The sequence below is a fragment of the Zoogloea sp. GW822-FHT05C07 genome, assembly GCF_058800215.1.
Genome location: NZ_CM179510.1, coordinates 1969333 through 1982182, shown reverse-complemented (window position 1 = coordinate 1982182; position 12850 = coordinate 1969333). Strand labels below are relative to the sequence as shown.

The window sequence follows — 12850 nt, the reverse complement described above, 5'->3', positions numbered from 1 at the left end:
GCCCCAATACAGGCTATCTCCCGGCGGAGCTTCCCCTTGCGCATCGGCATCGACCTCGGCGGCACCAAGATCGAAATCATCGCCCTCGACGACGCGGGCCATACGCTGGCCCGGCGCCGCGTCGCCACGCCGCAGGGCGACTACGCGGCCACGCTGCAGACGGTGGCCGGGCTGGTCGAGGCGCTCGAAACCGAACTCGGCCAGCGCGGCACCGTCGGCGTCGGCACGCCCGGCGCGGTGTCGAAGGCCAGCGGCGTGATGAAGAACGCCAACTCCACCTGCCTGAACGGCCAGCCGCTGCCCGACGACCTGCGCCGCCTGCTCGGCCGCGACGTGCGCATCGCCAACGACGCCAACTGCCTGGCCCTGTCCGAGGCAGTGGATGGCGCGGCGGCGGGGGCCGAGGTGGTCTTCGCGGTGATCCTCGGCACCGGCGTTGGCGGCGGCATCGTGGTGCGCGGCCAGCTGCTGTCCGGCATCAATTCGATCGCCGGCGAGTGGGGACACAATCCGCTGCCCCTGCCGGCGGGTGCCGACCTGCCGCTGCCGGCCTGTTATTGCGGGCGGACCGGCTGCGTCGAAACCTATCTGTCCGGGCCGGGATTGGCGGCCGACCACCTGCGCAGCGGTGGCGTGGCGCTGGCGCCGGAAGCCATCGTTGCCGCCGCCCTTCATGGCGATGCCGCCTGCGAGGCCAGCCTGCAGCGCTACGAAGAGCGGCTCGCGCGGGCGCTGGCGGGCGTCATCAACATCATCGATCCGGATGTGGTCGTGCTCGGCGGCGGCCTGTCGAACCTGGAGCGGTTGTACGAGCGGGTGCCGCTGCTGTGGGCGCGACACGTTTTCTCCGACGTGGTGGCGACCCGCCTGCGGCCGGCCGCCCATGGGGATTCGTCCGGCGTGCGCGGGGCGGCCTGGCTGTGGCCGGCGGCCGGGCAAAGCTGGGAGGGCTGATTTCCGTGAAAACCGTCGTCGATTCCGTCTACACCGGGCGCCTGCGCGCCTTGCCGCCGGAGGGCCAGCAGACCGGCATCTTCAAGAACGCTGTTGCGGGCGCCGTGGCGGTCGGCCCGGAAGGCCTGGCCGGCGATGCCCAGGCGGACCGTCGGGTCCATGGCGGGCCCGAGAAAGCCGTGCATTACTACCCCGCCGAACACTATGCCGCGCTGGCGGCGGAGGTGCCCGAGCGGGCGGCCTTGCTGCACCCCGGCGTGCTCGGCGAAAACCTGTCGGGACGCGGGCTCACCGAGCAGAACGTGTGCATCGGCGATGTCTTTGCGCTGGGCAGCTGTCGTCTGCAGGTCAGCCAGCCGCGCCAGCCGTGCTGGAAGATCAGTCACAAGCTGGACCACCCGCCGATGTCCCGGCTGATCGCCGCGAAGGGCTGGACCGGTTGGTATCTCCGCGTGCTGCAGGAAGGGGAGGTGGCGGCTGGCGACGTGCTCGAACTGATCGAGCGGCCGGCGCCGGAGTGCACCCTGGCGCGCCTGTGGGCGGTCTGCCAGCAGCACCGGGCCGATCCGCGGGAGCTGCAGCAACTCGCCGCCGCGGCGGGCCTCAATGATGCGTGGAGCCGGCGCCTGCGCGACCGGGCCGCCTGGCTGCTCAGCCAGGACGTACCGCCCTGTTGAAGCTGGGGCAAAACTTGCTTCTGCTGACTGCTCGGCTAAAACGATAGACAGGTCGGCAACGATGCCAGCCTCAACAGAGAGCGATTACAAAAATGGGATTCCTACCGACGGCGCTGAGTTGCGCCACCCTCTGCCAGGGGGCCTTGCTGGGGCGCCTGTGGCTGGCCCACGCCGATGTGGTGCAGCGCATGCATTTCCTCGGCAGCCGTCTCGTCGTGGGGACGACGGAAAACCGCCTGCGCGCGCAGGCGCTGAACCCGGACGACGTGCTCGATGAGCGCGACCGTGTCACGCATCAAGCCCGTCTCGACCTGCTGCTCGAGGCAGGGGCGGAAGGCTGGGCGACGATCTATCGCAACTACCTGGACGAACTGACCGCCGCCTACCTGTGCTGTCTGCGGGGGCAGGCGGTGCCGAAGATCGGGTTATGACGCTCAGCGCAGCGGGAAGACCAGCGGCGGCACGCTGACCACCACCGACGGCCGGCTCGGGTAGGCATACACCGGCTGCGGCGCGTAGATGATCGGACGTTCATAGACGACCGGCGGCGGCGCCACATAGACGGGCTGGGGCGGGTAATAGACCGGGCCATAGCCGTAGTAAGCGCGACCACCGTGGTGGTGCTTGTGGTGCCCTTCTCCATGGTGGCCGCCCCAGCCATGTCCGCCGCGGTCGGCGCTGGCAGTGGCGGATAGGCCCAGGCCGGCGATGCCGATCAGGGCAGCGGTGATCCATTGGCGGGTGTTCAGCATGGTGTTCTCCTCGTCGCGCCCGCGGGAGCGCGGTACGTTTCTAGGATAGCTGCTGGCCTTGCACCGTCCTTGCATGGCTTTGTAAGAAAATTTATGCGCTCGTGCCGTGACTTCCTGCGGGGAAAGCCAGGATCGGCGGGGCTTTTTGCTGGGGCGGGCCGATGCCGCCCGGATGCCCGCTTACACTTCCTCGGGTGGTTTTATCGCGAGGCCAGCCCGGTAGGCTGCGATCAGGGTCTGTCGCCAGCGCTCGATGGCTGCCGCCAGTGCGTCGCGGGCGATAGGCTTGATCACGTAGTCGTCCATGCCGGCGGCGAGCGCGTCGCGGCGCTCCTCCGGCATCGCGTCGGCGCTGACGCCGATGATGTAGGCCTTGTAGCCTTGCTCGCGCAGTTGGCGGGTGGCGGCCAGGCCATCCAGGCGCGGCATGCGGGCGTCCATGAAGATCAGCTCGTAGTCGGTCGTGTCGCAGCGGGCCAGCGCGTCCTCGCCGTCCTCGGCGAAGGCCACGTCCTGGGCACCGAAGCGTTCCAGCATGCGCGCCAGCACGGTACGGTTGATCGGGTTGTCCTCCACCACCAGGATGCGCGTGTCCTTGCGCAGGATCGCGCGCGGTGCGTCGGGGGTGTGGGTTTCCTCGCCGATGCCGGTTTCCAGCTCGGCGGTGAACCAGAAGCGCGAGCCGCTGCCTTCTTCGCTGTCCACGCCGATCTGGCCGCCCATCAGCTCGCACAGCATGCGGCAGATCGCCAGGCCGAGGCCGGTGCCGCCGTAGCGGCGGGTGGTGGACATGTCGGCCTGCTCGAAGGGTGTGAAGATGTGGGTGCACTTGTCGGCGGCGATGCCGATGCCGGTGTCGCTGACGGTGACGCGCAGGCTGATCCGGCCGGGGCCGAGCGGCGTCGACGTGGCATGCACGCCGACCTGTCCGCGGGCGGTGAACTTGAAGGCGTTGCCGACCAGGTTCATGAGGATCTGGCGCAGGCGGGTCGGATCGCCGACCACCACCCGCGGCACGCTGTCGGCCACCATCGCGGTGAACACGATGGATTTCTCCGCGGCGCGCGCGCGGAACAGTTTCTCCACGTCGGCCACCAGCGGGCGCAGGTCGAAGCCGATCTTCTCGAGGCTGAGCTTGCGGGCCTCGATCTTCGAGTAGTCGAGGATGTCGTTGATGATGCCCAGCAGCGCGTCGCCGCTGCTCTGGATGGTGGCGATGTATTCCTGCTGCTCGGGGGTGTGCGGCGACATCTCGAGCAACTGGGCCATGCCGATGATGCCGTTCATCGGGGTGCGGATCTCGTGGGACATCATCGCCAGGAAGTCGCCCTTGGCCCGGTTGGCGGCATTGGCCGTGTCGCGGGCGGCGATCAGGGCCTGCTCGGCCTTGTGGCGCTCGGTGACGTCGGTGATGCAGAACACCCGGCCGATGACCTCCTCGTCGTGGCGGGCCGGCCGGGAGCTGGCCTCGAAGATGCGGCCGTCGCGCAGCGGCAGGGTGTCGAAGGTCTCCTTCAGGTCCTGGCTGTGGCGGGTCAGCAGCGCGTGCAGGTCGGTGCCGCTTTCCACCGCGTCGGCCATGTACTGCAGGATCGCGTCGTCGTCGTGACGGGCGAGGAGTTCCTCGGGGAGGTTCCACAGGCGCGCCAGGCGCCGGTTCATGTTGGTGACCTGGCCGTTGCGGTCGAGCACCAGGATGCCGTCGGCGGTGGCCTCCAGCGTTGCCCGCAGGCGCGAGGCCATCAGCGCCAGCTGGTCCTCGGCGCGTTTCTGCGCGCCGATGTCGGTGGCCCGTACCAGGATGCCCTCGGTGATCCGCCGCACCGTCTTGCGGGCCGACAGAAGGCTGTCGTCGGCGCGTCGGTAGAGGCCTTCCAGAACCTGCTCCTCGGTGCCACCGCCGGCACGCATCTCTTCCCAGAAGAACAGGTCGGTCAGCGCGCATTCGATGTCGGTGATCGACTGGCCGGGCAGGCTGTCGGCCGGGTAGCCAAGGAGGCGCGAGGCGGCCGGGTTGGCGGCGAGGATGACCAGGGACTCGGGGTCGACGAGGAGCAGGATCTCCTCGGCGGCGGCGAACAGCAGGTCCTGGTAGCGTTCGCTCATTGCCGGCGCCCCTTGCGCGAGTCGGAGTCGAAATAGTAGGTCACGCGCTTGCGCGGGCTGAGGTATTCATACACCTCGGGCGGCAGCTGGATCGGGCGCAGGGCTTTGGCGATGTTGATGTCCGGTTCTTCTTCCAGGTCGAGCAGGATCGCTTCGTCCTTCGGAATGCTGGGGTCGTAGACGGTGACCCACGGGCGCAATGGCTTGGCCGGGTTCACCGAGGACACCAGGGCCAGCGCATCGTTGGACAGCTTGACCACGGTGCCCGGAGGATAGACGCCCAGGCAGCGGATCATCACCTGCAGCACCTTGCCGTCGAACTTGGCGCGGCGCTGGGCGAACATCAGCGACAGCGTCTCGTGGGGCGTCATCGCCTTGGCCAGGTCGGGCGGGTTGCACAGGTTGTCGTAGTAATTGACCAGCGACACGATGCGCGCCAGCGGATCGATCTGGTCGGCCTTGAGCTTGTTCGGGTAGCCGCTGCCGTCCGACAGCTCGTGGTGCTGGACGATGATGCGCAGCACCGGTTCGGGCAGGCCAAGCTGCTTGCCCATGCGCAGCCCGTATTCGCAATGTAGCTGGCGCAGGTTGCGCTCCGGCGTGGTGAGTTCCTGGCGCGGCCGGGCGATGCGGTCGGGCACGTCGCTGAGGCCGACGTCGTGGAGCAGCGCGCCGACGCCCAGCAACTGGCAGGTGGGCCGGTTGAAGCCCAGGTCCTTGGCCAGCATCATCGACAGGATCGAGGTGTTGAGGCCGTGGAAGTAGGTTTCCTCGCCGCCGGCGTGCTCGCCGATCACGTGTAGCGCCACGTCGGGCTGGTCGAGGAAGGCGCTGACCATCTGATTGACCAGTTCGTCCACTTCCTCCAGGCATTCCTTCGGGCGGGCGAACAGGTTCTTGTTGATGTTGCGCATCACGCCGGCGGCCTTGACCAGGGCCTTCTCCACCTCGATGACCTGGCGCTTGCGCTGGGCCAGGCGGGCGATGCGTTCGTGCTTGCTGGCCAGCGCCGCGTTGGCGGCAGTGTCCTCGACGGCCGGCGCGGCGGGCGGTACCTCCACCGGCAGCGTCGTCACCATGCCCCGCGGCAGCACGTCCGAGCGGTCCGGGTCGTAGCGGAAGTGCTTCGGGCCCAGTGTGCGCAGGGTTTGCAGTTGGTCGGCGCTGCGGATCTTGAAGCTGTTGAAGCTGAACGGGTGGCTGAACCAGGGCAGGTCGATATGGATGAACAGCCCAATGCAGAGCTGGTCAGGGGTGACGACGAAATCCTGGGACGGGGTGTCTGGCATCGGAGGTGTGGCGGCGGACGGTTTCTGCTATTTCGGCCGGCAAACGCCGAAGTTTAGCCGCCTTGCGTATCGGTGGCCCCCGCATTCGGTATTTCGGTCCGTTTTTCGAGCCAGCGCAGCAGAGCGCGGAACAGCAGGTCCGGGTCGGCGGGCTTGGGGATGAAGTCGTCCATGCCGGCGGCGCGGCAGGCCAGCCGGTCTTCCTCGAAGGCATTGGCGGTCATCGCCAGGATCGGCGTGTGGCGGTGGGTCGGCAGCGCGCGGATCGCGCGGGCCGCGGCGAGGCCGTCCAGCACCGGCATCTGGATGTCCATCAGGATCAGGTCGTAGGCTGTCCTTTCGGCCAGGTGCACAGCCTCGGCGCCGTTCTCGGCCAGGTCGGCGGAAAGGCCAAGGACCTCGCGCAGCAGCTCCAGGCCGACTTCCTGGTTTACCCAGTCGTCCTCGGCGAGCAGGATGTGCCGGTCGTTGAAGCGGGCGCGCAGCTGCTGTTCGGCGTCCGTGCCGTCCGGCAGCGGGGTTTCGGTGACATCGGCGGTGCGCGTGGCACGGCGCACGCGGCACGTGAACCAGAAGGTGCTGCCCTCGCCGGGCCGGCTGTCCACTCCGATCTCGCCGCCCATCAGGCGCACCAGGCGCTGGCAGATCGTCAGCCCCAGGCCGGTGCCGCCGAAGCGGCGCGTGGTGGAGCTGTCGGCCTGCTCGAAGGGCTGGAAGATGCGCTGCAGCGCATCGGCGGAGATGCCGATGCCGGTATCGCGGATTTCGAAGCGCAGCAGCAGGCCGTCCTCGTCTTCGTCCGTGCCGCCGACGGCCAGCGCGACGCTCCCCTGGGGGGTGAACTTGATCGCATTGCCGACGATGTTGAGCAGCACCTGCTGCAGGCGCAGGGGATCGCCGAGCAGTGGCAGATCGGTCAGCCCCGGCGCCAGGCTTACGTGCAAGTGCAGGCCGCGGCTGGCCGTCTCGGTTCCAACCAGGCTGTCCACGTTGGCGATGACTGTTTTCAGCTGGAAGGGCACTTCCTCGATCGGCAGCCGCTCGGCGTCGATGCGCGACAGCTCCAGCACATCGTTGAGCAGTTGCAGCAGGTGGCCGGCGGCGCGGGAGATGCGGCCGAGGCGGTCGCGCTGGTCGGGGTCGGCGTTCTTGCGGCTGAGGATGTGGGTGAGGCCGATGATGGCGTTCATCGGCGTGCGCAGTTCGTGGCTCATGTTGGCCAGGAAGCTGCTTTTCGCGCGGTTGGCGGCTTCGGCGGCTTCCTTGGCGATGGACAGGTCGGCGGTGCGGGCGGCAACCAGCTCTTCCAGGTGGTCCCGGTGGCGCGCCAGCTCCGTGTTGGCCGCCGCGATGTCCTGGGTCTGGCGTTCGACGCGGCGCTCGATGATGGCCGTACGGCCGGTCATGCCCAGCATCAGGGTCTGCAGCAGCGTCGCGAAAAGCAGGCCGACGACGCCGACGCCCCAGGCGATCCACGGCCGGTTGAGGGCCAGGTAGCGGTCGTCGGCAAAGACCCGCAGCGACCACTCCCGGTCACCGGCGTGGATCTGGCCGCTCCACACCGCGCGGGAGCCCGTCGCGTCGACGGCAGCGTCGGGGTTGTCGAGGCGCAGTGGCCTGCCGCTGCCGGCGGGATCGACGAGTTCCAGATGCAGCCCTGGCGGCAGCCCGTCGCCGGTAGCCATGGCGACCAGCTGGTCGATCTTGATGACCGCGACGGCGAAGCCGCGCAGCGGGTCCGTCCTGACCGGCGGTTCTCCGTGCCCATGGACTGCGGCGAGGGCCAGCACGGCGATTCGGTCGGTATCGTCCTGGACCAGTTTCAGCGGCTCGCTGATGGAAACTCCGGCATCCTGTTCCCGGCTGCGGCGCACCGCCTCCCGGCGCACGCTCTCGGAGGCGAGATCGAAGCCCAGGGCGAGGCGGTTCGGGGGGGCCGGCGAGATGTAAGTCACCGGCACGTAGGCATCGCGTCGCGATGCCGGGATGCGCTGGCCCTGCGCGTTCTTTTCGTTGATGCCGAAGCCGGCATCGTGCAGGCGTTGCTGCATGTCATGTTCGAAGCCGGCACGGTTCGCGTCGAGCACGTAGGCGTTGAAGCTGAAGGCCGACAGGTCCGGGTTGTCCTGCAACGTGGACAGCGTGAAGGCCTCGAACTGGGCGGGGCCGATGTCGGGTGTCACTTCGAGCAGGCGGCGCAGCGACAGCAGGGCTTCCCGGTGGGTCTGCAGGCGGTCCTCGATGCGTTTCTGGATCTGTTCCCCGTCGGCCTCCAGGCGGCGCTGTTGGCCGTTCTGTTCCCAGCGCGCGGTGGCGTAGATGGCGATGCCGACGAACAGCAGGGTCAGCAGCATCGGCGCGGTGATCTGGCGCCGGCGGGTCTGCCACAGGCTGTTGGAGCGGATCAGGAAGCACAGGCACAGGGGCGCGAAGGTCAGCACGCCGAGGGTGTCGCCGACGAACCAGTTCCACCAGGCAAAGGCCAGCTGCGGCGTGGCCATGACCTGCAGCACCGCCAGGCTGCCGATGCCGACCGAGGCGGAGACCAGGCAGGACAGCGGGCCGCCGATCAGCAGGAAGTGCAGCACCATCCGCTCGTGTTCCAGCGCATGCCAGCTGTTGCCGCCCCAGCGCCGCACCAGGGCCTGGCCGAGCCAGGCCTGGGCGGTGGCGCCGCAGGCGATCAGACTCGCCGCGACGGCCGTCCGCAGATCGAGCGCGTGGCTGAGAAAGGCCAGGCCCAGGTTGAGGCCCGCCGAGCCGAGCCAGATACCCGGCAGCGCGCTGCGGCCGAAGCACAGGGCCGCCGCCAGGGCCAGGCCGGAGGCCGGGAAGATCGGGCTGGCGTAGCCGGGGGCAATCGCGAACAGCAATCCGAGCCCGCCGAGGGCCAGGTAGCCGGCAGCAACGAGCAGGAGTCTGCTGGGCGTGGTGTTCAACATCTTCAGACAGGGGCCACGACGGAGGCGGCGGGTCAGCTGGCCGGAACAGACCGGCCGGAAGTGGAAAATGTACTACTTAAGGCATAGGCATGGGTACGCGCCGTGCCGCTCTGCAACATGGATTCACATTGCCTGCTATGCTGCGCCGCTCCCTTCCCCGACCCTGTTGCCCCCTGTTCCGATGGAAATGAACACCGCCGGCTGGATCGTCACCGCGATCGCCGTCCTGCTCACCGGCATCTCTAAGTCCGGCCTCGGTGGCGCCCTCGGCGGGTTGGCCGTGCCCTTCATGTCCATGTGGCTGTCGCCGCGGGACGCGGTGGCGGTGATGCTGCCGATCCTGATCTGCATGGACATGGTCGGCATCCGCGCCTGGCGTGGAAAAGCCGACTGGGCCGACCTGCGCCTGCTGATCCCCGCCGCGGTGGTCGGCATCGCCGCCGGCACGCTGGCTTTCGGCGCGATGTCGGAGACGATGGTGAAAGGTGCGCTGGGCTTGATCTCGGTGGCCTTCGCGGCGGATCGCATCCTGCGCCGCGCCCGCCCGGCCGACGGAACGGGTGGCCAGCCTCCGCGCCGCGGCTTCGCGTGGCTGTGCGGCGCCGGGGCCGGATTCACCAGTACGCTGGCCCACGCCGGCGGGCCGCCGGTGATGGTCTACCTGCTCAGCCGCGGCCAGCCGCGCCAGGTCTTCGTGGCCACCTCGGTGTTCTTCTTCGCCTTCATCAACCTGGCCAAGCTGCCCTTCTACCTGGGCCTCGGCCTGTTCACCCGCGACACCCTGCTGATGTCGGCAATGCTGCTGCCGCTGGTGCCGATCGGCGTGTGGACCGGCATGCGCGTGCTGGCGAAGCTGCCGGAGCGTGGCTTCTACCTGTTCGCCACGGCGGCGTTGGGCTTGTCGGGCGTGAAGCTGCTGTGGGACGCGCTGGCCGGCTGAGTGCTACTTGCCGAGGTCGAAGACCTCCGCGTCCGGCCGCGTGCCGTGGCGCGACGCGATGGTGCTGGTGAAGGCCTCCTGCTGCTCGCCGTCCTCGTTCTTGCGGATCGCGTAGCAGTTGAAGTCGGCGTCCACGAAGTTGCTTGGGCTCTTCTTGCCAGGCACCGGGAAGCTGGAGGCGACGATGCCCACCTTCACCTCGTACCACACCCAGCTGTTCTTCTTCTTCAGCCAGCCGAGCACCGTCGATTCGGTGGAGTAGCGGTGGCGGCTGTTGGCGATGGCGGTGATCGGGAACAGGTTCTTGTCGTCGCCCTCGCCGCCCAGCTTGTCGTTGAGCAGGTGGCCCTTCACGTACTTGTGCTCGGCGCTCTCGCCTGGATCGGTGACCAGCTGGTTCATCACCGACGACAGTGCCGACGAGCCCGGCCCGCTGCCGTGGGCGCCGGCGTACTTGGCGTCGAGCCAGTCGATGGTCATGTGCGTCGCGCCGAGGCTGCCCGGGGTCTGGACCAGGAAGCTGGTTTTCTTCGGCGTGCCGACCTCCTCGAAGGCCTCGAAGAGGGTCTTCATGTCGCTCACAACGCTGGGCGCCTCGGGCGTCGTGGCGAGGGTCTGGCGCACCCGCCCGATCACCGCCACGGCGTTCTTGCGGGCCTTCGTGGCGTCGGCTTCCTTGGCCATCGTGGCGTACTGGTCGAGCTTGCTGAGGATCGGCTTGGGATCCTTGCTGGCCACCATCGGCACGGGATTCTTCTCGTCGCCGCTGAAATACACCTCGTGGGATTCGCCGCCGGCGGTGCGGAAGGGTTTGCGCTCCTTCCACCATTCGACGACCTTGCCGACGGCCGCCTTGGCCTTGCCGTACAGCGCCTTGCCGATCTTGACGATCCAGCCGACCAGCCAGTCGAGGGCCTTGTCGATCGGCGCGCGGATCTTCTGGATCACCGCCATCACCTTGTCGGCCACCTTGCCGAGGCCGATGAAGCCGGCCAGGAAGCTGATCGCCAGGGACAGCAGGTTGGCCAGCGTGGCCTCCACGCGCTTGGCCGCCGCGTCGATGGCGCCGCCGGCAATCGCCACGATGGAATCGACGAAGGCCTTCACGGTCTGGGCGATCTGCGCCAGCTTGCTGACGAAGACCATCACCGTGTCGTAGATCGACAGGATTGCCGAGATGAAGCCGGCGCCGGGGATGAACATCGCCACCAGCTTGGGTACCGCCTTCTTCACCACCATGTCGATGACGAAGTCGCTGATGCCGCCGATCACCATGTCCTTCAGGTTGCCGAGCATCTCCTTGATCTTGTCCCAGGCCGCCGCCGGCCCGCCGGTGACCAGCGCGACGACCACGTCGAAGCCGGTTTCCATGGCCTTCACGACCGGCTCGCCGACCGCAGTGACGAGCTTCTGGCGGATGTTCTGCCAGGTCAGGCCGAGCACCGACAGCACGAACTTGAGGACTTCCTGCAGCTCCAGCTTCTGCGGGATGTAGATGCCGGGCAGCGCGCCGGTGAGCCACTCGATGAGGCCGGTCTTGAGGTGGGTGCCGATGCGGTCCACGAAGCCTTCGAAGCCTGCCTTGGCGGCGCGCACCAGGTTGCGCACGAAGCCCATCGGGTTGCGGAAGATGCTCTGCAGCGCGCCGGCGGTGCGGCGCAGGTAGGGCATCACGCTGGGGGCGACCACCTCGAAGATGATCTCCAGCAGGCTGATCACCTGCTGCCCGGCCCAGCTGAAGAAGCGCCCGGCGAAGTCGCCGAAGACCCGCGCGATGCGCACGAAGGTCTGCGGCAGCGTCAGCAGGTCGGACACGCCGAGGCTGCGCAGGGTGTCCATGAACATCCCCGGCAGCGCCGTGACGAAGCCCATCAGGCCGGCCAGCGCGCCCTGGAACCAGGCCCAGGCGCGGGGGATGGCCTTGCCTTTCTGGATGTTCTCCCACACCTCGTCCTGGCCGATCAGCTTCATGAAGCCGCCGATCAGTGTCTCGGCGCTGCGCGGCACCGGGTCGCCGGTGATCGGGTTGCGGCCGAGCACCGCGCACAGCAGGTCCCAGCCGCGGGTGCCGGCGGCCAGCCCGGCCAGCGGGCGCAGGATCGCGTCGCGGATGAACTGCAGTACGCCGGACACCAGGTTGCCGACGAAGCTGGTGATGCGCGAGATGGGATCGGTGACGATGCGCTTGGCTCGTTCCCACACTCCGCCCAGGTCGAAGATGTCGCGCCAGCCCAGGCTGTCGAGGAAGCGGTCCACCGCCTGGCGGATGCTGCTGCCGATCAGCCCGAGGGTGGCGATCTGCTGCTGCACCCATACGGCCACCCGGTCGATGATGCCGTGGTTGTCGAGGGCCTGGGTGATCAGTGCGCCGCCCGGCATCAGCTCCACCACCGCCCGCAGCAGGTTGGCCGGGGTGCGCTCGACGGCCCGCATGTTGATCGGGTTCACCCCCAGCACCAGCGTGAACATGCGGAAGCCGGGCAGGTTGTTGGCGTGGTCGGCGAAGTAGTCCAGCGCGTCGCCGATGCCGAGGCGCTGCACCGCCGGCGCACTGTGCTCGACGACGCCGGGCAGAAGGCTGCGCCGGACCTGGGCTGGCACCTGCGGCGCGGCGCCCTGCTGGATGGTGTGGGTCAGCTCGTGGGCGATCAGCTCGCGGCCGGCGCTGCTGTCGGGCTGGTAGGCGTCGCGCCCGAAGAAGATCTCGCGGCCGACCGTGAAGGCCGCGGCGTTGAGGCGGCGGCTGGCCTGGGCCGCCTGCGGTCCGGTGTGGATGCGCACCGCCGAGAAGTCGGCACCGAAGCGTGGCTCCATGAAATCCCGCAGGCTGCGCGGCAGAGGCTGGCCGCCGCTGGGCAGGGCGGCGGCCACGGCGGGGGCCGGTCGTGCTGTTGCGGCTGCTGGCGCGCGCTGGGCCAACGCCGGCACGAGGCCGCTAAAGCGGGTGGCGCTGGCCGACACCGGCGCAGCCGGCAGGCTGACCACCCGGCGGGCGACCTGCACCGCCTCCCGCTCGGCCGCGTCGTGGGGGCTGGACACCGTCAGCCCACCGGCCGTGGCGCGCTGCGGCGCGACCGGCGCCGGCGTCCTGACAGGTGCCGCCACGGCCCGATGCTCGGATGTGCGCAGGATGTGGCGGGACAGGGGCGCGTTCATGGCGGCGTTCCGCTGGCGCGTGCTGGGGCGGATT

Annotated in this window: 9 protein-coding genes; 4 read left to right on the top strand and 5 right to left on the bottom strand. The window is 68.8% G+C overall.

The window, feature by feature from the left end; all coding sequences use genetic code 11:
• Window positions 1-36 precede the first annotated feature (36 nt).
• From AC3QL2_RS09385 to AC3QL2_RS09375, 3 genes are all read left to right on the top strand, one after another.
• Window positions 37-954, top strand: coding sequence for an ROK family protein (locus tag AC3QL2_RS09385; RefSeq protein ID WP_493233264.1), 918 nt, complete (start codon window positions 37-39; stop codon window positions 952-954).
• A gap of 5 nt (window positions 955-959) precedes the next feature.
• Window positions 960-1631: an MOSC domain-containing protein gene (locus AC3QL2_RS09380; RefSeq protein WP_493233263.1), complete on the top strand. Its 672-nt coding sequence runs from the start codon at window positions 960-962 to the stop codon at window positions 1629-1631.
• A 92-nt stretch (window positions 1632-1723) separates the two neighbouring features.
• Window positions 1724-2062 (top strand): hypothetical protein, encoded by a 339-nt coding sequence (locus tag AC3QL2_RS09375; protein ID WP_493233262.1) that lies wholly within the window; start codon window positions 1724-1726, stop codon window positions 2060-2062.
• 3 nt (window positions 2063-2065) lie between these two features.
• Here the strand turns inward: AC3QL2_RS09375 and AC3QL2_RS09370 are convergent, their stop codons facing one another.
• The 4 genes from AC3QL2_RS09370 to AC3QL2_RS09355 all read right to left on the bottom strand — a co-directional run bounded on the left by AC3QL2_RS09370 (window position 2066) and on the right by AC3QL2_RS09355 (window position 8720).
• A complete protein-coding gene (locus AC3QL2_RS09370) occupies window positions 2066-2383 on the bottom strand; it encodes a hypothetical protein (RefSeq protein ID WP_493233261.1) in 318 nt (105 codons plus the stop codon).
• A 180-nt stretch (window positions 2384-2563) separates the two neighbouring features.
• Complete coding sequence (locus AC3QL2_RS09365) at window positions 2564-4489, bottom strand: PAS domain-containing hybrid sensor histidine kinase/response regulator (RefSeq protein ID WP_493233260.1); 1926 nt, start codon at window positions 4487-4489, stop codon at window positions 2564-2566.
• Entirely contained in the window at window positions 4486-5778 is a 1293-nt protein-coding gene (locus tag AC3QL2_RS09360; protein ID WP_493233259.1) for an HD-GYP domain-containing protein, read from the bottom strand. Before AC3QL2_RS09360 ends, AC3QL2_RS09365 begins: the two co-directional genes overlap by 4 nt.
• A 53-nt stretch (window positions 5779-5831) precedes the next feature.
• The gene (locus AC3QL2_RS09355; RefSeq protein ID WP_493233258.1) at window positions 5832-8720 is read right to left on the bottom strand and encodes a hybrid sensor histidine kinase/response regulator; all 2889 of its coding nucleotides are present in this window, start codon (window positions 8718-8720) and stop codon (window positions 5832-5834) included.
• Window positions 8721-8901: 181 nt separating this feature from the next.
• Here AC3QL2_RS09355 and AC3QL2_RS09350 point away from each other — a divergent pair, with 181 nt between their 5' ends.
• The gene (locus AC3QL2_RS09350; protein ID WP_493233257.1) at window positions 8902-9660 is read left to right on the top strand and encodes a sulfite exporter TauE/SafE family protein; all 759 of its coding nucleotides are present in this window, start codon (window positions 8902-8904) and stop codon (window positions 9658-9660) included.
• Window positions 9661-9663: 3 nt separating this feature from the next.
• Here the strand turns inward: AC3QL2_RS09350 and AC3QL2_RS09345 are convergent, their stop codons facing one another.
• Window positions 9664-12816, bottom strand: a complete 3153-nt coding sequence (locus AC3QL2_RS09345) for an eCIS core domain-containing protein (RefSeq protein WP_493233256.1) — start codon at window positions 12814-12816, stop codon at window positions 9664-9666.
• Window positions 12817-12850 lie beyond the last annotated feature (34 nt).

Coding starts and splice junctions, on each gene's coding strand:
- AC3QL2_RS09375 (WP_493233262.1), top strand. CDS start 1,724: ATGGGATTCCTACCGACGGCGCTGAGTTGCGCCACCCTCTGCCAGGGG.
- AC3QL2_RS09370 (WP_493233261.1), bottom strand. CDS start 2,383: ATGCTGAACACCCGCCAATGGATCACCGCTGCCCTGATCGGCATCGCC.
- AC3QL2_RS09365 (WP_493233260.1), bottom strand. CDS start 4,489: ATGAGCGAACGCTACCAGGACCTGCTGTTCGCCGCCGCCGAGGAGATC.
- AC3QL2_RS09360 (WP_493233259.1), bottom strand. CDS start 5,778: ATGCCAGACACCCCGTCCCAGGATTTCGTCGTCACCCCTGACCAGCTC.
- AC3QL2_RS09355 (WP_493233258.1), bottom strand. CDS start 8,720: ATGTTGAACACCACGCCCAGCAGACTCCTGCTCGTTGCTGCCGGCTAC.
- AC3QL2_RS09350 (WP_493233257.1), top strand. CDS start 8,902: ATGGAAATGAACACCGCCGGCTGGATCGTCACCGCGATCGCCGTCCTG.
- AC3QL2_RS09345 (WP_493233256.1), bottom strand. CDS start 12,816: ATGAACGCGCCCCTGTCCCGCCACATCCTGCGCACATCCGAGCATCGG.